This is a genomic window from Herbaspirillum hiltneri N3, from assembly GCF_001267925.1.
Taxonomy (GTDB): Bacteria; Pseudomonadota; Gammaproteobacteria; order Burkholderiales; family Burkholderiaceae_D; genus Herbaspirillum; species Herbaspirillum hiltneri.
In genome coordinates this window covers 2,053,243-2,073,535 of record NZ_CP011409.1, presented here as the reverse complement: position 1 = coordinate 2,073,535, position 20,293 = coordinate 2,053,243, and the positions used below count along the sequence as shown (strand labels likewise).

Genomic DNA, 20,293 nt, shown 5'->3' with positions numbered 1-20,293 from the left:
TCGTTCAAAACCAGCTTAGGCCTTGACGTGTGCCTTGGCGTAATCGATCGCCTGTTGCACGGTTGTAATCTTTTCAGCTTGTTCGTCAGGGATTTCCATTTCGAACTCATCTTCCAGCGCCATGACCAATTCGACGGTGTCGAGGGAGTCAGCGCCCAGATCGTCCACGAACGACGATTCTGTCTTGATGTCTGCTTCTGCGACGCCCAGTTGTTCAGCGACGATTTTTTTAACGCGTTGTTCGATATCGGACATAAATGCCTCCAGTGGATAGGTTACAAAAGTGCGCGCATTTTATCAGGTTTGCACGCCAAAAATTTACTTTTAAGTATTCTCAGCAAGAATAAGTAAGTTGCTACGATCTGCGTCCAAAGACGCTTAATTCATATACATGCCGCCATTGACATGCAAGGTTGTGCCGGTGATGTAGGCCGCCTGTGGCGACGCCAGGAACGCTACGGCGGCTGCAATGTCCTCCGGAGCCCCCAGACGGCCCAGCGGAATCTGCTGCAGCAAGGCGGCGGTCTGCTGCTCGCCCAGCACCTTGGTCATGTCGGTATCGATGAAACCCGGCGCGATGCAGTTGACGGTGATGTTGCGGCTGCCGATTTCACGCGCCAGCGCGCGGCTCATGCCTGCCACGCCGGCCTTGGCGGCGGCGTAGTTCATTTGCCCCGAATTGCCGGCCGAACCGACCACCGATGTGATGTTGATGATGCGGCCGTTGCGCGCCTTCATCATGCCGCGCAAGACTGCGCGCGACAGACGCCCGACCGCGGTCAGGTTGGTCGCGATGACATTATCCCACTCTTCGTCTTTCATGCGCATGGCCAGCTGGTCTTGCGTGATGCCGGCATTGTTGACGAGGATGGACAGGCCGCCAAATTCTTTTTGCATGTCGTCGATGAGGGCGCTGCAGGCAGCGGCGTCGTTGACGTTGAGGACCACGCCCTTGCCGCAACCAGGCTGCGCCTGTTCGAGGTATTCGCTGATGGCCGCAGCGCCGGCCGCCGAAGTTGCCGTACCGACGACTTTTGCGCCCTGGCGCACCAGTTCCAGCGCGATGGCGCGTCCGATGCCGCGGGAAGCGCCGGTCACCAACGCGATTTGATTTTGCAGATTTTGCGAACGTTGATCACTCACTTCAGCAGCTCCAATACTTTGTCCAGGGATGCCTGATCGACGATTGCCTCGCCCACCAGATCGCCGTTGATACGCTTGGTCAAACCGGCCAGCACCTTGCCGGGACCGCATTCGACCACATGAGTGACGCCTTCCGCCGACATCTTCTGCACGGTCTCGACCCAGCGCACGGCGCTGGCCGCCTGACGCACCAGCGCATCCTTGATGGCGGCGGGATCGTTGACGATGGCGACGTCGACGTTATTGATCAGCGGAATCTGCGGCGTGGAAAACGGCACGCCGGCCAGATATTGCTGCAGGCGATCCGAGGCAGGCTTGAGCAGCGACGAGTGGAACGGCGCCGAAACCGGCAGCACCAGCGCGCGCTTGGCACCCTTGGCCTTGGCGATTTCGCAGGCGCGCTCAACCGCGGCCTTGCTGCCGGCGATCACCACTTGCGCGGGGGAATTGTAATTGACGGCTTCGACCACGTCGCCCTGCGCGGCTTCGGCGCAGGCAGCGCGCACGTCATCATCTGAAAGACCGAGAATAGCCGCCATGCCGCCCTGCCCGACCGGCACGGCTTCCTGCATGGCTTGCGCACGAAAACGCACCAGCGGCACCGCGTCCTTAAACGCGATCACGCCGGCCGCCACGAGCGCGGAATATTCACCGAGGCTGTGACCGGCGACCAGCGCCGGCGCCTTGCCGCCGGCAGCCAGCCAGGTGCGGTAAAACGCCACGGCCGCAGTCAGCATGACTGGCTGGGTATTGGTGGTCAGGTCGAGGTCTTCCTTCGGACCTTCGGCGATCAGCTTGCCGAGATCGAATTGCAGCGCGTCGGAGGCTTCTGCAACAGTCGCCTTGACCACTTCATTGTCGGCAAATCCATTCAGCATTCCGATGGCCTGCGAACCCTGGCCTGGAAAAACAAAAGCAAATGTTGTCATGCTCTATTTTGTCGTTGAAAAATCAGTTCAAAGCCGGCTGCTGCCGACTTACATGCGCGCCAGCACGGCGCCCCAGGTGAAACCGCCGCCGACGCCTTCCATCATGACGTTCTGGCCCGGCTTGACGCGACCGTCGCGCACCGCCTGGTCCAGCGCCAGCGGAATCGAGGCGGCCGATGTATTGCCGTGTTCATCGACTGTCACCACCATTTTTTCCAGCGGCAGGCCGAGCTTCTTGGCAGTGCCTTGCATGATGCGAATATTGGCCTGGTGGGGAATCAGCCAGTCGATTTCTTTCGCATCCACTTTGGCGACTTCCAGCACTTCGCGCGCCACCTTGTCGAGCACGGACACCGCCAGCTTGAATACCGCCGGGCCGTCCATGTACAAGTAGGCATTGCCGGCGACCGCGCCGTCATTGACGTTGCCCGGCACGCACAGGATATGGCCGTGGCTGCCATCGGCATGCAGTTTTGCAGCGAGGATACCGGGCTCTTTTGACGCCGTCATGACGATCGCACCGGCGCCGTCGCCGAACAGCACGCAGGTGGTGCGGTCTTCGAAATTCAGGATGCGCGAAAACACTTCCGCGCCGATCACCAGCACGTTCTTGTGCATGCCGGTCTTGATGAAACTGTCCGCTACCGACATCGCATACACGAAGCCGCTGCACACCGCCTGCACGTCCATCGCGGCGCCGCCGTTGTTGATGCCCAGCTTGCGCTGCACGACGCAAGCCGTGCTCGGGAAGCCGCCCAGATGGTCCGGCGTCGATGTCGCCAGGATAATCAGGTCGATGTTGTTGGCTTGCAAGCCGGCCGCTTCCAGCGCACGCTGCGAGGCCGCCACGGCGAGGTCGCTCGACAGCACGTCGGCTTCGGCATAATGGCGCGCGGAAATGCCGCTGCGCGAAAAAATCCATTCGTCGGAAGTCTCGATCCCCTTCTTTGCAAGCTGCTGCGCCAACTCGTCGTTGGTCACGCGCTTGGGAGGCAGGTAACTGCCGGTGCCGACAATTTTGCTATAAAGAGTCATACCGTTTTCTGTTCTGTTAGATCGGTTGATGATGTGATTGCAGTGACGCGCTCGGCCGCACTTTCTGCCTGCGGAATCAGCTCGGCGATCGTGGTCGTGATGCGCGACAGGACGTCATATTTGGCGGCATCGTACGCGCGCTGAATGGCCCATTCGAAGGCATAGGCATCAGCACCGCCATGGCTCTTGAACACCAGGCCGCGCAAACCAAGCAGGCTGGCGCCATTGTAGCGGGAGGGATTGAGGCGGCGCGACAGGGCCTTGATGGCGCCATACGCGATCAGGGCACCGAGCTTGTTGAAGAAGCCTTTTTTGAATTCGGTCGTGAGCACGATCTTGACGAAACGGCCCAGGCCTTCGGAGGCCTTAAGCGTGACGTTGCCGACAAAGCCGTCGCACACCACGATGTCGGTGGTGCCTTCAAAAATGTCGTTGCCTTCGACGTTGCCGTAGAAATTGATGAGACCTTTTTCGTGATCCGCATGGAGCAGCTCGGCGGTCTGCTTGACCACTTCATTGCCCTTGATTTCTTCTTCGCCCACGTTGAGCAGCCCGACCGTAGGACGCGGCTTGCCTTCCATGGCCGACACCAGCGCGGAACCCATCAGCGCGAACTGATGCAAATGCTGCGGCTCGCAATCGACGTTGGCGCCGAGGTCGAGCATGTAGGTCGGACCGTCTTTCTGATTGGGGAGAATCGTGCAGATCGCCGGGCGATCCACGCCCGGGATAGTTTTCAGCACGTAACGCGACACCGCCATCAGCGCGCCGGTATTGCCGGCGGAGACGGCAGCGCTGGCCTGGCCGTCCTTGACCAGGTTGACCGCGACGCGCATGGACGAATCCTTCTTGCGGCGCAGGGCGACCTCGATCGAGTCGTCCATGGTGACGACTTCGGCGGCGTGCTGAACGTGCAGACGTGAAATGTCGCCTTGCTTGTACTTGCGCAAAGCGGCGCGCAACGCTTCTTCCTGACCAACCAGAATCAACTCGGCGTCAGGCTCGCGCTGCAAAAACGAAATGGCGGCTGGGATAGTAACTGACGGGCCGTGATCGCCGCCCATGCAGTCAATGGAAATTTTGATGGTCATTGTTTTGATTCAGAGCCTTGCCAACCCGCATTATGGGGCAGATTTGGCGCGATTCAAAATGACGCGCTAAGCTGAAGCAGCATATAAAAAGCGGCGCCAATTGAAAAAATTCATTGCGCCGCATTCCGCCTTAACAGCAATTTCCGATTACTCGTCGTTCTTGGTCTTCAGGACCTTGCGACCACGGTAGAAACCGTTCGGGCTGATGTGGTGACGCAGGTGCGTTTCACCAGTTGTCGGCTCGACTGCCAGCGGTGGCGCTGTCAGGAAATCGTGTGCACGATGCATACCGCGCTTCGATGGGGTCTTTTTGTTTTGCTGAACAGCCATGATAACTCCTAAACCTTAAGTTCTAAAATTTTAACATATCCGGCCAGCAAACTCACTGCCCAACCGAGAATCCTTACATCCGGCAGGAAAAACCCGCCGCCTACTTTTACTGCTTCAAATTCTTGAGTACCGAGAACGGCGATACTTTCTCGGTCGCCGCCGCTTCCGCCCCGGAGCCAGGCAAGGCCTGCGCAGGGCAGGATTCATGCTTGGGCGCCACTGGTAAGGCAAGCAACGCCTCATCCTCGACCAGATAACCAACATTGAACTCGGCCTCGCCGACAATCACGTCAACCGACTCGTCGTCGAGCACTTCTTCAATGGCGTCGGCGGATTCTTCATCCTTGGCCAATACCAGCACCGACTCGGACGACACCTCGAAAGGCATCGCAGTGAGGCATCGCTGACACACCAGATTGACCTGGCCGGATACGGAAAGCTTCAATTGAGGATGGCCGAGCTTGTCGGCGCCGCCGCTCAGCGACCACTTGATGGTGCCGGCACGATCAACCGTTTCGCCCGCCAGGCGCGCCATATCGGCCACCGCGAGTTCGCCCTCGGCCTGCTCCTTGAGCCGACTAAATTCAAATGCGTCGATCACAAAAGCACTCATGGCGAAAGCTGAATCCGGAAAACCTGCGATAATAACAGCGTTTTCCCTTATTCGTCAAAGTGTTAGCGTATTTTTTGCGAACACTGCCACCTCGCTGTCGCATAATGCCAAAAACTCTTGCCCTGCCCCGCCTCATCCTGGCCTCCAGCTCGGCCTACCGGCGCGAACTGTTGTCCCGGCTGCAACTGCCTTTCGAGGTGATCGCACCCGACATCGACGAAACCCCGGCGGCGGGCGAAAGTCCGGAAGCCACCGCTTTGCGCCTGGCGCGCCTGAAAGGCGATGCCGTCGCGCAGCACCATCCCGACGCACTGATCATCAGCTCGGACCAGGTCGCCACGCTCGACGGCGAACAAATCGGCAAACCCGGCAATCACGCCAATGCCATGAAGCAACTTGTCAAGATGCGCGGCCGCCGCGTGATTTTCCATACGGCGCTGTGCCTGTCGGATCATCGCAACCCCGCTGCACCGGTGATTCAGATCGAGAATATCCAGACTTTCGTCACCTTTCGCGATCTGCCGGATGCCGAGCTGGACGCCTACCTGCGCATCGAGCAGCCTTACGACTGCGCAGGCAGCGCCAAGAACGAGGGCCTGGGAATCGCCATCCTGGAAAGAATCGACAGTACCGATCCGACCGCCCTCACCGGGCTGCCGATGATTGCATTGACCGGCATGCTGCGCAATGCAGGCATGCCGTTTTTCGGCGTCACCTGAACGTAATCAGATCGCCGCGGCTCAGCGTCACCTTCTTGTCGGCCAACGGCGTATTCGCGGCATTGATAAAGCCGGGCTGGTTCAGCAACTGATAACGCGCCAGCACGGTATTGATCGGGGTCGGGCTCGAAATGCCGTCTTCCGCTACCACCACCGTAAAGCCGCGCGTGTTCGCATGGAACGAGGTGTACATCACGGCGCCGTTGGCGGCGCTACCGACGATGACCAGCGTTTCCGCCTTCTTCTGCTTTAACAGCTCTTCCAGATTGGTGCCGGTGAATTTATTGGCGCGTGTCGAGACCACCGGCTCACCCGCCTGTGGCGCTACGCCGGCCAGCGTCGGGGCGGTCCGGACGGGCTCACCGTCGTCGAATACAGCACCGGCACATTCGCCGCGCGCGCCTTGGCGATCAGTGCAGCAACTGCCGGCACCGTGCTCATGCAGGCCGGATTCGGCTGACATACGGCGGAATTGATATCGAGCACCAGCAAAGCGGTGGTCGCCGCCGGCAAGCTAACCTGCGCCGGCGCGGGAATTTCGGGGATGCTGTTGGCGCTGGTCGCGGCCGGCATCGAACCGCAAGCGGTCAAGACAGCGAGCAGCAAAGCCGAGGCGGCGGTACAGGCGATTCGTTTCTGGATCATGCGGTCTACTCCGTTGGTTGTGATGCGTTGCGCACGCAGACGCAGAGTCCGCCCATGCTTCCATTCGAGGATCGCTGCCTCGCAGCAAGGTCGCGAACAGACTCCAAGAACAGACGCTAAGACTTGCGGCGCGGATATCCCTCGGCAGTGATGCGTATCCAGACCGCATCCTTCTCCTCCTCGGTCATGAACACCCAATGCGCGACTTCCGACACAGTGCGGCCGCAACCGCGGCAAACATCGTCAAAAGTGGTGGAGCAGACGGCAACACAAGGGGTATCGGGACGTTCGGGAGGAGACTGGGACATGGATATCTTTACAAGGGCTTGCCGACATCTTACCAAGAAGCGCGAAACCATTCCCGGCATACAAATTTCGAGACAAAAAAAAGCCCGCGAACCAGAGGTTGCGGGCTGAATCCAATCTTCTTAAGGAGGAGAATTGGAGGAGACAGGTGTAACTATAGCGACGCGCCCTCTCCTCGTCTGCTTTATTGTTCCAATAGCAGATATTCACAAAAACAATAACTCGCCTCTCAAGCCGGAATTTGTACGGCAGGTCCCATCGATACCGTCGGCGTGGGCGGCTTGTCCTTGCGCTGGCAGGCCGTCAGCACGGCGATGGCGACGACGGCAATCAGAACGGCGCGACTGGCATGACGCATGGCGGTCTCCTGTTTGGGTGTTGTACGGACTCCCTCTCCTTGTATTCCTGCATTTTAGACGCCGCCCGCCCAAATGGTTCGCCGACCTACGAAGCCACCGCCCGCAAACCTCCGCGCGCACGCGTGAGATTATTCACGTACAAAGCAGCCACCATGTCCGACTGCGTCACCATGCCCGCCAGCCGGCGCTCGTCGTCAATGACCGGAATCTGATGCACGCCCTCGTCCGCCATCAACGGCACCAGTTGCACGATGGGCAGGTGCACCGAGGCTGTTTTCACCGACTTGCTCATGATTTGCCCGACCACTTCCGCCTTGATCGAATGGGTATGCGGCGTGCGCTGCAGGAAGGAGCGCAACTTGTCGCCCAGCTTTTCGTAATCATGGGTGCCGGCATGCTGCAGGAAATCCGTCTTGGTCACGATGCCGATCACGCGGCGCGCGCGATCCACCACCGGCAAGGCCTGCAGGCGGTGCGACCGCATCTGCCGCCAGGCCTCGGCCAGCTCGGTCGAGAACTCCACCGCCACAACATCGGCGGACATGATGTCGGCGCACACGGTCTCGCCGAAGCGGCGCCGGTAGGCTTCCATCTCGGTTTGCTGGAGGATCTCTTCAAGGTCGTCGCGGCTGATGTCGAGCACCTGATTGTAGCGGCGCAGCACCGCATCCAGGTCTTCATGCGTAAACCCCAGCCGCGAACTCGGCGCGACATCATGGGTCTGGTGGACGTTGTTGCGGTGCTCGCTCTGCTGCGCGTGCGGATAGCGGCGGCGCGTGGCGTTGTTGAAAAACAGCGCCATCGCCAGCAACAGAAAGGAATTGAGCAGCACCGGCGACAACACGAAGCCATAGCCCATCCCGTGCACCGCCGGCCCGCCCAGCACTGCCGTCAACGCCACCGCGCCGCTGGGCGGATGGATGCAGCGCAGCGCGAACATGCAGGCGATTGCCAGTGCGATGGCCAACGCCGCCGCCAGCGCCGGTTCGCCGATCAGCTTGGCGCACGAGACTCCGACCAGCGCCGCCACCAGATTGCCGCCGATGATCGACCAGGGCTGCGCCAGCGGGCTCGATGGCACCGCAAACAGCAACACGGCGGAGGCGCCCATCGGCGCGATCAACCAGACCGTGGCGGCGCTGTGGGGCAGGATCACGTAGCTCAGCAAACCCGTCAGCAGGATTCCGAACAAGGCACCCGCGCTGGCGCGCATGCGCTCGAAGCGATCCACCGCGGTTTTTTGCGGAATGAAACTTCTCAGCCATTGCAGGATAGAATCGCTCATGCTCCAACCCATTTCGGAATAACGTCAAACCGCAATTACATCACAAGATGATACATATTGCTGTTTTTCGCTTTATTTCGATCCGCTCATTCGCTTATTTACCCGCCTATTTGCAGCACCCGACCTTTGCCAATGAAAACACCCCCACGACTGCAAAAAGACGACTTCGAAGCGCTCTCGGAATTCCGCTACCAGTTGCGCCGCTTCATCCGTTTCAGCGAAGATGCCGCGCAAAGCGAAGGGCTGACGCCGCTGCAATACCTGTTGATGCTGCATATCAAGGGGTTTCCCGGGCGCGACTGGGCCAGCATCAGCGAACTCGCCGAGCGCCTGCAGTCGCAGCATCACGGTGTGGTGGCGCTGGTGACCCGGTGTGAAAAAGCGGGATTGGTGACACGCACCCAGGACGATAAAGACAAGCGCCTGGTTCAGGTGCGGCTGACGGAAACCGGCGAACAATACCTGCATCGCCTGGCGCAATTGCATCGCAACGAACTGCATTCGCTGTCGAGCGTATTCCAGGTCTCCCACATCTCGGCCTTCAACGACCGCGACTGAAATCCCCGCAAAAATCAACCGGCCCGCTCGACCCGGTTGCGCCCCTTGTGCTTGGCGGCGTACAGCGCTTCATCGGCCTGCCGGATCAACTGATCGAGATCTTCTTCCGTGACCAGCGCGCTGACGCCAAAGCTGGCGGTGATGCGGAGCTCGCGGCCGTCATCGAGCGCAAACGCCTGTGCCGCCAGCATTGCGCGCAATTTCTCCGCTACCGCCACACCCTGCCCCAGATCCGCCTCGGGTAGCAGAATGATGAATTCTTCGCCGCCGTAACGCGCAAACACATCCACCTTCCGCAACAGCTGTGCGATCTTCTGCACGGCATTGCGCAGGACGTTGTCGCCGGCAAGGTGGCCGTAGCTGTCATTGAGGCGCTTGAAGTGATCGATGTCGAGCAGCACCAGCGCCAGGTTGCGCCCGTAGCGTTGCGCGATCGCGAGTTGCTGTTCGCTCTGCGCGAAGAAGGCGCGGCGGTTCAGCACGCCGGTCAGGAAATCGGTATTGGACGACAATTGCAACTGACCGATCAGCGTTTCGCGTTCGCCGGCCAGGCTGATGCGCTCCAGACTGCGCTCCTTGAGCACCTGCAGCGCGCGCAGCATGTCGCCGATTTCATCCTTGTGACGCGCCTGCGGGATCGGCGCGTCGTGATTGCCTTCGGCCAGGCCGACCACCAATTGCGTCGCCTTCAGGACCGGCCGCAGCACGCGCTGGCGCACCAGATACAACAACATGAAAAAGAACACGAATGCGAACAGCGTCATCGTGATCGCGCCAACCAGCAGATTGAATGCCTGGCGATGGCGGATTTCCGCCTCACGGATCAAATCGACCAGGATCACGTCTCGCAGCCGCAGGATCGACGCCATCGGCGGCACGTAACGCGCCGCCAGCTCAGCCGTGCTGACCCCGTATGAACCGGATAACAGGCCGGTCTGCAGCAAGCCGTCCAGGAAAGGAAAACCCTGCCCGAAATATTGCGTATCGAGATCGGAGAGCGCCGTGCGGAACGCCGCATTGTCCTTGTAGGCGCGCATTTGAATGTCGAGCAAGGTGCGCAACTGCTCGATGCGGCCGTAGAGCTTGCCGATTTCAATCACTTCGCTTTTGGTCAGCGGACGCTGCATGATGACCGGCGCGGTAAATTTGGAACCGACCTGACCGGCGTATTCGCGCAGGCTGGCGGCGACGCGCATACCGGTCAGACCGTCCAGCACCTCGGGATCGGACCGGATGGCGATGCTCGACAAATCCGCCACCGACGACACCAGCATGGGAATCAGGTCGACCATGCCGTCGACCGCCTCCGTGATTTCGCGCGAGGAACGCTGCCACCTGACCAGACCGACCTGCTGGTCGATGCGCTCACGCGCCGGCCCCAGCGCCTGGCGCACCGCCTCAATCTTGCGGATCGCCGGCGCATAGCGAGGGTCGACCTCCTGGCGCAAGCTGTCGAGCAAATGGAACAGCGCTTCGTCGCTGTCGCGCCGCGCTGCATCCAGCCGCTTGCGCAACGCCGGCAAGGCCTCGGGATCGCCGCCCATGAGGGCATTCGAGGGGCCGCGCTCAACCGAGATCTTTTCCATCGCCAGCATCGTCAGCTGCACCACGCGCACGGCATCGACACTGCGCGCGCCGCGCCGGTAGGCATCCCACTCGATCAGCACGATGCGCGCGGCCAGCACGGAAAACAGCAGCATCAGCGCGAGCGAGACAAGCCAGAACAGGCGATTCAGCGACATCAAGACACCCCGGATGCCCGTGACGATTCAGCCGGGCACATTAATTATTATCAAAAAAGCAATGAAACCTACCATTATAAATCAGCCGGCTTGAATTGCTTATTTTTTAGGCAGGCACTCCGAATGCAAGCGAAGCGGAAAACGAGATGCACACAGGAAACGATAATGCAGGCGGATAGCAAAACGCCCGCATGAGCGGGCGTTTGTGCTTTGATTCTGGCGGAGAGGGTGGGATTCGAACCCACGGTACGATTTAACGTACGCCTGATTTCGAGTCAGGTACATTCGACCACTCTGCCACCTCTCCGGTTAACTTAGTCGAATTGCTTACCCTAGGGCAGCAAAGCAAAAGATTATAGCAGAACCGATTTGAAGATGGAAAGAGCCTTCCTTATAAATCTTTAAATATTTCCCCCGCCTCGTTGTCGAAAATAATTTACACATCATCATCTTGTCATAAATCTTCTCTACGATCAGATGTTGCCCGGCGTTTGGACGCTTTTGGCATGCATGCCGGCGCATGACCGGTACTTATCCATTACCTCTACGGCTGTATCCACTGGACCTGACATGGCCCCATTTGCCTCGCACGATTTCGACCACCATGTTCCGCCCTTGCCTGCCGGCTTGGGCGAGCCGGGCAATGCCCAGACGGCGTCCGAACAGCAAGACTCGCAATTGCTGTCGCATCTGCACGAAATCATCGCCCAGCGCAGCCTGACCGCGCTGTTCCAGCCCATCATCCGCATGCGCAGCGGCGAGATCATCGGCTACGAAGGCCTGATCCGCGGCCCGTCCAACAGCCCGCTGCATTCGCCGCTGAACCTGTTCAAGGTCGCGCGTGCCAACAAGCTGTCCGTCCAGGTCGAACATCTGTGCCGCCACATCGTCATGGCGCAATTCGCGCAATCGGGCCTGCCCGGCAATCTGTTCCTCAACGTCAGCCCGGGCGCGCTGGTCCAGCCCGAGGCGATCCAGGGCGAGACGCTGCGCCATCTCGAAAAACTCGGCATCAATCCGCAGCGCATCATCATCGAACTGACCGAGAACGAACCGACCTACGATTACACCTTGTTGCGCAATGCCGCCATGCATTACCGCGACATGGGCTTCCAGATTGCCATCGACGATCTGGGCGAAGGCTTCTCCAGCCTCCGCCTGTGGTCCGAACTGCAACCGGAGTACGTCAAGGTCGACATGCACTTTATCCAGGGCATCAACAATGACCCGATGAAATTGCAGTTCGTGCGTTCGATCCAGGAAATCGCCGAAAAGTCCGGCTCCATCGTCATCGCCGAGGGCATCGAAACCCAGGCCGAGCTGCTGACCATCCGCGACCTCGGCATCGCCTGCGGCCAGGGTTATCACATCGCCCGCCCGCACGCCAATCCGAAGACCGTCGTCGCCGACGACATCAGCAAGATCCTGCGTCGCGACAAAGTGCCGCTGACCACGCAAAAATACGGCCCGACAAAGAAGAGCGCCACCGTCTTCAAACTGCTGCGCGAAAGCCAGTACGTCGCACCCGACGTGTCCAACGACGAGGTCTACAACCTGTTCGTCAACGATCCCCAATTGCAGGCGCTGCCGGTCGTCAGCAACGGCATCCCGGTCGGCCTGATCAACCGCTACAGCATGGTCGAGCGCTTCGCGCGCCTGTACGGCCGCGAGCTGTACGGCAAGAAATCCTGCACCTTTTTCATGGATCCCAACCCGCTGCTGACCGAACAGGACACCAGCCTGCAGGACCTCAGCCACATCCTCGTCCAGGCCGAATCGCATCACTTGTCGAACGGCTTCATCATCGTCGACCAGGGCCAGTACGTCGGCATGGGCACCGGCCACGACCTGCTGCGCGAAATCACCCAAATGCAGATCGAAGCGGCACGCTACGCCAATCCGCTGACGCAGCTGCCGGGCAACGTGCCGATCAACGAACACATCGAGTTCCTGCTGCAAAGCGGCGTCGAGTTTTGCATCTGCTACTGCGACCTCGACAACTTCAAACCCTTCAATGACGTCTACGGCTACCGCAAGGGCGATGACATGATCCAGCTGACCGGCCGCACGCTGAGCCAGTTCTGCGACACGCAACTGGACTTCATCGGCCACATCGGCGGCGACGATTTCCTGATCATGTTCCAGAGCGAAGACTGGGAACACCGCTGCAACGCAATGCTGGACGCGTTCGCGGTCGCCTCGCAGAATTTCTACTACGTCGAAGACAAGGAACGCGGCGGCTATTACAGCGAAGACCGCCAGGGCAATCGCGTACTGCATCCGCTGGTGAGCCTGTCATTGGGGGCGGTCAAGATCGAACCATCGCAATACTCCTCGCCGCACCAGATCGCCTCGGCCGCGACCAAGGCCAAGAAGCAGGCCAAGAAGACGCCGGGCAACAGCCTGTTCATCGAGCGGCGGGTACCGGCGACTTTCTCGTGGGCAATGTAAACGATCACAAATAGCTGAACGCCCTAATAGGCGGCGCATAAAAAATGGCTGGCGCCCCTGCGGACGTCAGCCATTTTTCATGGTGCGGCGTGGATGGCGCAGATTACGGCACCAGCTTTTCCAGTCCGCCCATGTAAGGGCGCAATACCTCCGGGATCACGACGCTGCCGTCGGCCTGCTGACCGTTTTCGAGCACCGCCACCAAGGTGCGTCCCACCGCCAGGCCGGAGCCATTGAGCGTATGCACCAGTTCCGGCTTGCCCTGGGAATTGCGGAAGCGCGCCTGCATGCGGCGCGCCTGGAAAGCTTCGCAATTCGACACCGACGAGATTTCACGATAGGTGTTCTGCGCCGGCAGCCAGACTTCGATGTCGAAGGTCTTGGCTGCGCCGAAGCCCATGTCGCCGGTGCACAGCGTGATCACGCGGTACGGCAGGCCGAGCTTCTTGAGGATGTTTTCGGCGTGGCCGAGCATTTCGTCCAGCGCCTCGTAGGATTTTTCCGGATGCACGATCTGGACCATTTCGACCTTGTCGAATTGATGCTGGCGAATCATGCCGCGCGTGTCGCGGCCGTAGCTGCCGGCTTCCGAACGGAAGCACGGCGAATGCGCAGTCATCTTCAGCGGCAGCGTGTCGCCGGCGACGATTTCGTCGCGCACCAGGTTCGTGAGCGGCACTTCCGCCGTCGGAATCAGGTACAAAGCGGCGTTGTCGCTGGTGTCGCCTTCCTGGCCGCCCTTCTTCGCCGCAAACAGATCGGCTTCGAACTTCGGCAGCTGGCCGGTGCCGCGCAGCGAATCGGCGTTGACGATGTACGGCGTGTAACACTCGGTGTAGCCGTGTTCGAGCGTGTGCGTATCGAGCATGAATTGCGCGAGCGCGCGATGCAGGCGGGCGATGCCGCCCTTCATGACGGCGAAGCGCGAGCCGGTGAGCTTGGCGGCGACATCGAAGTCGAGGCCGAGCGCGGCGCCGACGTCGACATGGTCCTTGACTTCAAAATCGAATGCGCGCGGCGTACCGACCTTGCGCAGCTCCACGTTGCCGCTTTCATCGGCGCCGGCCGGCACGGATTCGTGCGGCAGGTTCGGCACGGCCAGCAGGAAGTCGCTCAATTGCGCCTGCACTTCTTCCAGGCGCGCAGCGGATGCCTTGAGCTCGTCGCCGATGCCCGACACTTCCGCCATCACCGCCGATGCATCCTCGCCCTTGCCCTTGAGCATGCCGACCTGCTTGGACAGGCTGTTGCGCTTGCCCTGCAGTTCCTCGGTGCGGGTCTGGATCTGCTTGCGCTCGCCTTCGAGCGCATTGAAAGCGGCGACATCAAGCTGGAATTTGCGCGCGGCCAGGCGGGCTGCGACATTGTCGATGTCTTTACGAAGAAGTTGGATGTCGATCATGGAGTGCCAGATAAAAGAATACGAAATGAATGCGGTAAAAACGAGATTGTACCAAGGACATTGACCATCCTCGCGGGCCACCGGCTGAATGCACGAAAAATAGCCACGCTTGCGTTACCATTGCCGCCAACGTCCAGCACCGCTACAGGAACCCGCCATGTCCGACAAACCCTCCCAGCCAAGCCAACCACCTTTGATCGCCTACCTGATCGGCTTCGCGCTGTCCGCTTGCTGCGCCGCCTGGGCCGGCTCGCAATTCGCCCTGACCGGCTCGAGCATCGGCTACGGCGTGCTGACCGGGCTCGCCTTCGGCGCCATGTTCGCCTTCGGGCAACGGGTCAAGAATCGTCTGTTCCCGACGCCGGAATCGACCAAATGGAAGATCAACGCCGGTCCCAGCGCCGCCGACCTGCGTCCGGCCCGTCGCGCTGCCGCGCGTGCCAAGCCGGTGACGGTAGCGTTCGACGATGAATTCATCAAGACCGCTCGCGCCGGCACCGAACTGGAAAGCATCGCCTGGCAAGACCTCGAGCGCATCGTCATCACCATCGGCGACGATTTCCTTCCGATGCCCTACTGGATGCTCGCTACCGCCAAAGGCGGCATCCGCCTGCCCAACGACACCCCCGGGCTGGAAAGCCTGATGGAAGAGTTCAAAGTGAAATTGCCGGGCTACGACAACGACGCCACCTATGCGGCAGTGATCGCGGCGATGGGAGCGATGGAAGGCGTGTTCGAGGTGTGGAAGAAGGCTGCCTGATTTCGCAGACCTGCTTCAATCCTTGTTGTTCTTCTTATACTCGCGATCAAGCTCGCGCAGATGCGCCATCTTGTCGCCGATCTTCGCCTCAAGTCCGCGCGGCACCGGCTGGTACCAATGCGGATCGGGAATTCCCTCCGGCAGATAGGTCTCGCCGGCGGCGTAGCCTTCCGGTTCGTCATGGGCATAGCGATACAGCTTGCCGTAGCCCAGTTGCTTCATGAGCTTGGTCGGCGCATTGCGCAGGTGCTCCGGCACGCCGCGCGACTTGTCCTTGGCGACAAAGGCCCGCGCCTGGTTGTAGGCCATGTAACCGGCATTGCTCTTGGCCGCAATCGCCAGATAAATCACCGCCTGCGCCAACGCCAGTTCACCTTCGGGCGAACCGAGGCGCTCATACGTTGCGGCGGCGTCATTGGCGATCGTCATGGCGCGCGGATCGGCCAGGCCGATGTCTTCCCACGCCATGCGCACGATGCGGCGCGCCAGGTAACGCGGATCGGTGCCGCCGTCGAGCATGCGCGTGAGCCAGTACAAAGCGCCATCCGGGCTGGAACCGCGCACCGATTTGTGCAGCGCTGAAATCTGGTCGTAGAACGCGTCGCCGCCTTTGTCGAACCGGCGCAGCGCATCGCCCAGGCATTCCGCCAGCAGTTCCGTGCCGACACTGGCAACATTCTTCGCCTGCGCGGCGCGCGCCACGATTTCCAGGTTGTTGAGCAGCTTGCGGCCGTCGCCGTCGGCGCTGGCGATCAGCATTTCCTTGGCTTCAGGTTCAAATTGCAGGCCGTCAAGTTCATCGCGGCAGGCGCGGTCGATCAGCGCGCCGAGATCTTCTTCCGTCAGCGACTTGAGCACGTACACGGCCGCGCGCGAGAGCAGCGCGCCGTTGACTTCGAAGGAGGGATTTTCCGTCGTCGCGCCGATGAAGGTGAACAAGCCGCTTTCCACGTGCGGCAGGAAGGCGTCTTGCTGGCTCTTGTTGAAACGATGCACTTCATCGACGAACAGGATGGTGCGGCGACCGGTATTGGCGCGGATCACTTCCGCGCGCTCGACCGCTTCGCGGATGTCCTTGACGCCCGACAGCACCGCCGACAGCGCGATGAATTCGGCGTTGAAACTGTCCGCCATGATGCGCGCCAGGGTGGTCTTGCCCACACCCGGCGGGCCCCACAGAATCATCGAATGCGGCTCGCCCGATTCGAACGCCACGCGCAGCGGCTTGCCCGCGCCGAGCAGGTGCTGCTGGCCGATGACATCGTCAAAGGAGTGCGGGCGGAGACGTTCGGCTAACGGCGCGGAATTCATGGAGCGGTCAAATTGGGGAATTAAAATGGATTGCCAGTCTAACCGATCCGGCGGCGGGTTATCGACCGGGATGCTAGAATCCTGCCGGGCTTGCGAGATGGGACAGATTGGGACGGGTTGGAACGGGTTGCCGGGCAAGCTTTCTATCCGCAACTTGCCCTTTTGCTTACGTTATTCCTTACTCGGCGCGCGACCGGCGCGTTCCTGCTCATGCCTTTTGTCGTCACCGATTCCTGCATCGCCTGCAAATACACCGACTGCGTCAGCGTCTGTCCGATGGATTGTTTCGTCGAAGGCCCGAACTTCCTGGCCATCGATCCGGACGGCTGCATCGATTGCTCGATGTGCGTGCCGGAATGTCCGGTCGGCGCCATCTACAATGAAACCGACCTGCCCGAAGGCCTGAGCCATTTCACCGAACTGAACGCCAAGCTGGCCAAACATCCAGGCTGGAAACCGATCACCCAGGCCCAGGCGCCGATGCCGGACCACGCGCAATGGCGCGAGGTCGAGGGCAAGATCGGCATGCTCAAGACGTCGACCTGACCCTTGCCGCTACATCCGCTTATTGATTGAAGACGTCGGCGCCCTTGGGCACGACGAAACTGAAGCTGGTCGCCTTCAGCGGCGGATTCTTCTCGAAATTGGCGAACGACAGCAGCGAGGTCTGGCCGAACGAATCGCGCAGTTCCATCGCATGCGGTACGCCGTCCTTCAAGCCGATGCCGATCCGGTCAAAGGTCGTGTCCTTGGTTTTGGGCGTGGCTTCCAGCCATTCCATGCCGTCCTTGGCGCCGCCCTCTTTCAGCGTGAAATTCTTTTCCAGATCGTTGCTGCCGAAGAGGATTGCCGCGGGCGACGAACCGAGCGCGTTGCCCAGCTTCTTGGTGGTGACCTGGTTCAGGTCCTTGTCGTAAATGAACAGCTTGTCGCCATCGGCCTGCAAGACTTGCTCATACGGCTTCTGGTAGGTCCAGATGAATTTGCCCGGACGCGAGAACACAAACGTTCCGCTCGAGGTGTTCGATACCTTGACGGTGCCGCTGTCGGTCTTGACCAGGCGCTGCACGAACTCGCCCTTGGCCGATTGCGTCGACGCGACGAACTGCTTGAACTGCTCCAGCGCGCTCGCCGAAGCCTGCGCCGAAAACAGCGCAGCGCTCAGACCGATCGCCGCCGCGGCAACATGCCATTTGTTCAGAAGAGGTGATGCCTGTCTTTTTATTTGCATGGTGTGCGTCTTTACTCTGTAGTGTTTCCTGCCGGCACGAGAATTTCCCGGTTGCCGTTCGATTGCATCGTCGACACCAGACCGCTCTGCTCCATCTGCTCCAGCAGACGCGCGGCGCGGTTATAGCCGATGCGCAAGTGACGCTGCACCAGAGAAATCGAGGCCCGGCGATTTTTCAGCACGACCGCGACGGCCTGATCATAGAGCTCATCGCCTTCGCTGCCGCCCGCAGCGCCGCCGACTGCACCATCGGCATCGTCGGCAACGCCTCCTTCTAGGATGCCCTCGATGTAATTCGGTTCCCCCTGCTCTTTCAGGTGATCCACCACGCGATGGACCTCTTCATCTGAAACAAAGGCGCCATGGACGCGAATCGGCAAGCCGGTGCCCGGCGGCATGTACAGCATGTCGCCCATGCCGAGCAGCGCTTCCGCGCCCATCTGGTCGAGAATCGTGCGCGAGTCGATCTTGCTGCTGACTTGGAAGGCAATGCGGGTCGGCACGTTGGCCTTGATCAGGCCGGTGATGACGTCGACCGAAGGACGCTGGGTCGCCAGGATCAGGTGGATGCCGGCGGCGCGCGCCTTTTGTGCGATACGCGCGATCAGCTCTTCCACCTTCTTGCCGACCACCATCATCAGGTCGGCCAGTTCGTCGATGATGATGACGATGGTTTCGAGCTGTTCCAGCGGTTCCGGCGCATCCGGTGTCAGGCTGAACGGATTCGGGATCTTCTCGCCGCGCTTGTCGGCATCGATGATTTTCTGGTTGTAGCCAGCCAGGTTGCGCACGCCCAGTTTCGACATGCGCTTGTAGCGGCGCTCCATCTCGGCCACGGCCCAATTCAGCGCATGGCCCGCCTGGCGCATGTCGGTCACAACCGGCGCCAGCAGATGCGGGATGCCTTCGTAGATCGACAGTTCCAGCATCTTCGGATCGATCAGGATCAGGCGCACCTGCTTCGGCGTCGACTTGTACAGCAGCGACAGGATGGTGGCGTTGATGCCGACCGATTTGCCTGAACCGGTGGTGCCCGCGACCAGCAAGTGCGGCATCTTGGCGAGGTCCGCCACCACCGGATTGCCGGCGATGTCCTTGCCGAGCGCGACGGTCAGGGTGGAGTGGCTGTCGTTGTAAACCTTGGAGCCGAGGATTTCGGTCAGGCGCACGATCTGGCGCTTGGGATTGGGCAGCTCCAGGCCCATGTAGTTCTTGCCCTGGATGACTTCCACCACGCGGATCGAGGTCAGCGACAGCGAACGCGCCAGGTCGCGCGCCAGGCCGACGATCTGGCTGCCCTTGACGCCGGTGGCCGGTTCGATTTCGTAGCGGGTGATGACGGGGCCGGGATACGCCGCGACCACTTTGACTTCGACGCCGAAGTCGGACAGTTTCTTCTCGATCAGGCGACTGGTGAATTCCAGCGTTTCCACGGAAACCGTCTGCTGCGCCGGCGGCGCTTCGTCCAGCAGCGACAGCGGCGGCAGACTGGAGTCTATATCCTGGAACAGGCTGGTCTGGCGTTCCTTCTCGATGCGCTCCGACTTCGGCACCGCAACCACCTGGGGCTCGATGCGGATCGGCGGCGCCTCATCGATCTTGGCGCGCTCCTGCACCACGACCTCTTCGCGCTTGACGGCGGCAACGTGGCCGACCTTGCGGTCTTCGCGCGCCGAGTAGAAATTGCGGATCCAGAAAATACCGTCTTCAATCGCGCCGCCAATACGTTCGACCGCCGCCAGCCAGGAGACATGGAAGAACAGGCTGAAGCCCAGCCCGAACAGCAGCAGCAACAGCAGTGTGGCGCCGGTGAAACCGAGCGAGGTCTGCGCCGCGCTGCCGATCATTTCGCCCAGCACGCCGCCAGGCGCACGCGGCATCGGCGCCTTCATGGTGTACATGCGCATGTATTCGAGGCCGAGGCTGCCGGCCAGCAGGAACACGAAGCCGATGGCGCGGATCAGGCCTTCCTGGTGATGTTCGGGTTCGGTTTCTTTCTGCACCAGGAAGCGGTTGGCCATGCGGCGATAGCTGCGCCAGATGGAATGCCCCAGCAGCACACACCACCACCAGGTCGACATGCCGAAGATGTACAGCATCAGATCGGCCATCCACGCGCCGACGCGGCCGCCCCAGTTATGCAGGTGCGGCACGGAGTTGGCCACCGACCAGCCCGGGTCGCTGCGCGAATAAGTCAGCAGGATCAGCGACAAATACACCAGCAAGGTCGCCATGGCCAGCCAGCGCGCTTCGTACAGGAGGCGCACCAGCCTGCTCGGCAGCTGCGGAGTTTCGGCGGCTTTGGTGTTGCGGGTATAGGCTTGGCTGGTCTTGGTCATAAATCTTTATCTGGCGCGCCTGCGGGGCGCATTTAACTCAGGCG

22 protein-coding genes and 1 tRNA gene are annotated in these 20,293 nt (G+C 60.6%); 5 read left to right on the top strand and 18 right to left on the bottom strand.

Annotation, left to right across the window (positions count from 1 at the left end; genetic code table 11):
- Nucleotides 1–15 precede the first annotated feature (15 nt).
- From acpP to F506_RS09305, 7 genes are all read right to left on the bottom strand, one after another.
- Nucleotides 16–255 carry an acyl carrier protein gene (gene acpP, locus F506_RS09335; protein ID WP_007881445.1) on the bottom strand — a complete coding sequence of 80 codons (240 nt, stop codon included), beginning with the start codon at nt 253–255 and terminating at the stop codon, nt 16–18.
- A 123-nt stretch (nt 256–378) separates the two neighbouring features.
- A complete protein-coding gene (gene fabG, locus F506_RS09330; RefSeq protein ID WP_053196863.1) occupies nt 379–1,143 on the bottom strand; it encodes a 3-oxoacyl-ACP reductase FabG in 765 nt (254 codons plus the stop codon).
- On the bottom strand, nt 1,140–2,072 hold the full coding sequence (gene fabD / locus F506_RS09325) for an ACP S-malonyltransferase (RefSeq protein ID WP_053196861.1): 933 nt from the start codon (nt 2,070–2,072) through the stop codon (nt 1,140–1,142). The genes fabG and fabD overlap by 4 nt, the downstream gene beginning before the upstream one ends.
- Before the next feature lie 48 nt (nt 2,073–2,120).
- A complete protein-coding gene (locus F506_RS09320) occupies nt 2,121–3,107 on the bottom strand; it encodes a beta-ketoacyl-ACP synthase III (RefSeq protein ID WP_053196859.1) in 987 nt (328 codons plus the stop codon).
- Nucleotides 3,104–4,198 carry a phosphate acyltransferase PlsX gene (gene plsX, locus F506_RS09315; RefSeq protein WP_053196857.1) on the bottom strand — a complete coding sequence of 365 codons (1,095 nt, stop codon included), beginning with the start codon at nt 4,196–4,198 and terminating at the stop codon, nt 3,104–3,106. Before plsX ends, F506_RS09320 begins: the two co-directional genes overlap by 4 nt.
- A 147-nt stretch (nt 4,199–4,345) precedes the next feature.
- Nucleotides 4,346–4,528 (bottom strand): 50S ribosomal protein L32, encoded by a 183-nt coding sequence (gene rpmF / locus F506_RS09310; protein WP_006463510.1) that lies wholly within the window; start codon nt 4,526–4,528, stop codon nt 4,346–4,348.
- Nucleotides 4,529–4,634: 106 nt separating this feature from the next.
- A complete protein-coding gene (locus F506_RS09305; protein ID WP_200907722.1) occupies nt 4,635–5,141 on the bottom strand; it encodes a YceD family protein in 507 nt (168 codons plus the stop codon).
- Between the two features lie 104 nt (nt 5,142–5,245).
- Between F506_RS09305 and F506_RS09300 the strand changes: the two genes are divergently transcribed.
- Nucleotides 5,246–5,860, top strand: coding sequence for a Maf-like protein (locus tag F506_RS09300; RefSeq protein ID WP_053196854.1), 615 nt, complete (start codon nt 5,246–5,248; stop codon nt 5,858–5,860).
- Here F506_RS09300 and F506_RS09295 read toward each other — a convergent pair.
- From F506_RS09295 to F506_RS09285, 5 genes are all read right to left on the bottom strand, one after another.
- Nucleotides 5,853–6,164, bottom strand: coding sequence for an isochorismatase family protein (locus tag F506_RS09295; protein ID WP_053196852.1), 312 nt, complete (start codon nt 6,162–6,164; stop codon nt 5,853–5,855). The genes F506_RS09300 and F506_RS09295 overlap by 8 nt on opposite strands.
- Before the next feature lie 20 nt (nt 6,165–6,184).
- Nucleotides 6,185–6,505, bottom strand: coding sequence for an isochorismatase family protein (locus F506_RS23730; RefSeq protein WP_053196851.1), 321 nt, complete (start codon nt 6,503–6,505; stop codon nt 6,185–6,187).
- Between the two features lie 116 nt (nt 6,506–6,621).
- A complete protein-coding gene (locus F506_RS22645; RefSeq protein ID WP_083457708.1) occupies nt 6,622–6,813 on the bottom strand; it encodes a DUF1289 domain-containing protein in 192 nt (63 codons plus the stop codon).
- Between the two features lie 227 nt (nt 6,814–7,040).
- Complete coding sequence (locus tag F506_RS23725; RefSeq protein WP_268762599.1) at nt 7,041–7,169, bottom strand: hypothetical protein; 129 nt, start codon at nt 7,167–7,169, stop codon at nt 7,041–7,043.
- A gap of 86 nt (nt 7,170–7,255) precedes the next feature.
- The gene (locus F506_RS09285; protein WP_053196849.1) at nt 7,256–8,455 is read right to left on the bottom strand and encodes an HPP family protein; all 1,200 of its coding nucleotides are present in this window, start codon (nt 8,453–8,455) and stop codon (nt 7,256–7,258) included.
- A 132-nt stretch (nt 8,456–8,587) separates the two neighbouring features.
- On the opposite strand from F506_RS09285, the gene F506_RS09280 reads away from it, so the two are divergent.
- A complete protein-coding gene (locus tag F506_RS09280) occupies nt 8,588–9,013 on the top strand; it encodes a MarR family winged helix-turn-helix transcriptional regulator (RefSeq protein ID WP_053196847.1) in 426 nt (141 codons plus the stop codon).
- Between the two features lie 14 nt (nt 9,014–9,027).
- Here F506_RS09280 and F506_RS09275 read toward each other — a convergent pair whose 3' ends face one another.
- A complete protein-coding gene (locus F506_RS09275) occupies nt 9,028–10,755 on the bottom strand; it encodes a GGDEF domain-containing protein (RefSeq protein WP_053196845.1) in 1,728 nt (575 codons plus the stop codon).
- 217 nt (nt 10,756–10,972) lie between these two features.
- Nucleotides 10,973–11,062 (bottom strand) — tRNA-Ser (locus F506_RS09270).
- A gap of 263 nt (nt 11,063–11,325) precedes the next feature.
- Here F506_RS09270 and F506_RS09265 point away from each other — a divergent pair.
- Nucleotides 11,326–13,206, top strand: coding sequence for a GGDEF domain-containing protein (locus F506_RS09265; protein WP_053196843.1), 1,881 nt, complete (start codon nt 11,326–11,328; stop codon nt 13,204–13,206).
- Between the two features lie 103 nt (nt 13,207–13,309).
- Here F506_RS09265 and serS read toward each other — a convergent pair whose 3' ends face one another.
- The gene (serS, locus tag F506_RS09260; RefSeq protein ID WP_053196841.1) at nt 13,310–14,608 is read right to left on the bottom strand and encodes a serine--tRNA ligase; all 1,299 of its coding nucleotides are present in this window, start codon (nt 14,606–14,608) and stop codon (nt 13,310–13,312) included.
- A 157-nt stretch (nt 14,609–14,765) separates the two neighbouring features.
- Here serS and F506_RS09255 point away from each other — a divergent pair, with 157 nt between their 5' ends.
- Nucleotides 14,766–15,368, top strand: coding sequence for a hypothetical protein (locus F506_RS09255; protein ID WP_053196839.1), 603 nt, complete (start codon nt 14,766–14,768; stop codon nt 15,366–15,368).
- Between the two features lie 15 nt (nt 15,369–15,383).
- On the opposite strand, the gene F506_RS09250 is transcribed toward F506_RS09255, so the two are convergent.
- Complete coding sequence (locus tag F506_RS09250) at nt 15,384–16,679, bottom strand: replication-associated recombination protein A (protein ID WP_053196837.1); 1,296 nt, start codon at nt 16,677–16,679, stop codon at nt 15,384–15,386.
- Nucleotides 16,680–16,889: 210 nt separating this feature from the next.
- Between F506_RS09250 and fdxA the strand changes: the two genes are divergently transcribed.
- Nucleotides 16,890–17,225, top strand: coding sequence for a ferredoxin FdxA (gene fdxA / locus F506_RS09245; RefSeq protein ID WP_053196835.1), 336 nt, complete (start codon nt 16,890–16,892; stop codon nt 17,223–17,225).
- Between the two features lie 19 nt (nt 17,226–17,244).
- Here the strand turns inward: fdxA and lolA are convergent, their stop codons facing one another.
- Both lolA and F506_RS09235 read right to left on the bottom strand, forming a co-directional pair.
- Nucleotides 17,245–17,910, bottom strand: coding sequence for an outer membrane lipoprotein chaperone LolA (gene lolA / locus F506_RS09240; protein WP_053196833.1), 666 nt, complete (start codon nt 17,908–17,910; stop codon nt 17,245–17,247).
- An 11-nt stretch (nt 17,911–17,921) separates the two neighbouring features.
- The gene (locus F506_RS09235) at nt 17,922–20,249 is read right to left on the bottom strand and encodes a DNA translocase FtsK (RefSeq protein ID WP_053196831.1); all 2,328 of its coding nucleotides are present in this window, start codon (nt 20,247–20,249) and stop codon (nt 17,922–17,924) included.
- Nucleotides 20,250–20,293: the final 44 nt, after the last annotated feature.

Coding starts and splice junctions, on each gene's coding strand:
- acpP (WP_007881445.1), bottom strand. CDS start 255: ATGTCCGATATCGAACAACGCGTTAAAAAAATCGTCGCTGAACAACTG.
- fabD (WP_053196861.1), bottom strand. CDS start 2,072: ATGACAACATTTGCTTTTGTTTTTCCAGGCCAGGGTTCGCAGGCCATC.
- F506_RS09320 (WP_053196859.1), bottom strand. CDS start 3,107: ATGACTCTTTATAGCAAAATTGTCGGCACCGGCAGTTACCTGCCTCCC.
- plsX (WP_053196857.1), bottom strand. CDS start 4,198: ATGACCATCAAAATTTCCATTGACTGCATGGGCGGCGATCACGGCCCG.
- rpmF (WP_006463510.1), bottom strand. CDS start 4,528: ATGGCTGTTCAGCAAAACAAAAAGACCCCATCGAAGCGCGGTATGCAT.
- F506_RS09305 (WP_200907722.1), bottom strand. CDS start 5,141: ATGAGTGCTTTTGTGATCGACGCATTTGAATTTAGTCGGCTCAAGGAG.
- F506_RS09300 (WP_053196854.1), top strand. CDS start 5,246: ATGCCAAAAACTCTTGCCCTGCCCCGCCTCATCCTGGCCTCCAGCTCG.
- F506_RS23730 (WP_053196851.1), bottom strand. CDS start 6,505: ATGATCCAGAAACGAATCGCCTGTACCGCCGCCTCGGCTTTGCTGCTC.
- F506_RS22645 (WP_083457708.1), bottom strand. CDS start 6,813: ATGTCCCAGTCTCCTCCCGAACGTCCCGATACCCCTTGTGTTGCCGTC.
- F506_RS23725 (WP_268762599.1), bottom strand. CDS start 7,169: ATGCGTCATGCCAGTCGCGCCGTTCTGATTGCCGTCGTCGCCATCGCC.
- F506_RS09285 (WP_053196849.1), bottom strand. CDS start 8,455: ATGAGCGATTCTATCCTGCAATGGCTGAGAAGTTTCATTCCGCAAAAA.
- F506_RS09280 (WP_053196847.1), top strand. CDS start 8,588: ATGAAAACACCCCCACGACTGCAAAAAGACGACTTCGAAGCGCTCTCG.
- F506_RS09275 (WP_053196845.1), bottom strand. CDS start 10,755: ATGTCGCTGAATCGCCTGTTCTGGCTTGTCTCGCTCGCGCTGATGCTG.
- F506_RS09265 (WP_053196843.1), top strand. CDS start 11,326: ATGGCCCCATTTGCCTCGCACGATTTCGACCACCATGTTCCGCCCTTG.
- serS (WP_053196841.1), bottom strand. CDS start 14,608: ATGATCGACATCCAACTTCTTCGTAAAGACATCGACAATGTCGCAGCC.
- F506_RS09255 (WP_053196839.1), top strand. CDS start 14,766: ATGTCCGACAAACCCTCCCAGCCAAGCCAACCACCTTTGATCGCCTAC.
- F506_RS09250 (WP_053196837.1), bottom strand. CDS start 16,679: ATGAATTCCGCGCCGTTAGCCGAACGTCTCCGCCCGCACTCCTTTGAC.
- fdxA (WP_053196835.1), top strand. CDS start 16,890: ATGCCTTTTGTCGTCACCGATTCCTGCATCGCCTGCAAATACACCGAC.
- lolA (WP_053196833.1), bottom strand. CDS start 17,910: ATGCAAATAAAAAGACAGGCATCACCTCTTCTGAACAAATGGCATGTT.
- F506_RS09235 (WP_053196831.1), bottom strand. CDS start 20,249: ATGACCAAGACCAGCCAAGCCTATACCCGCAACACCAAAGCCGCCGAA.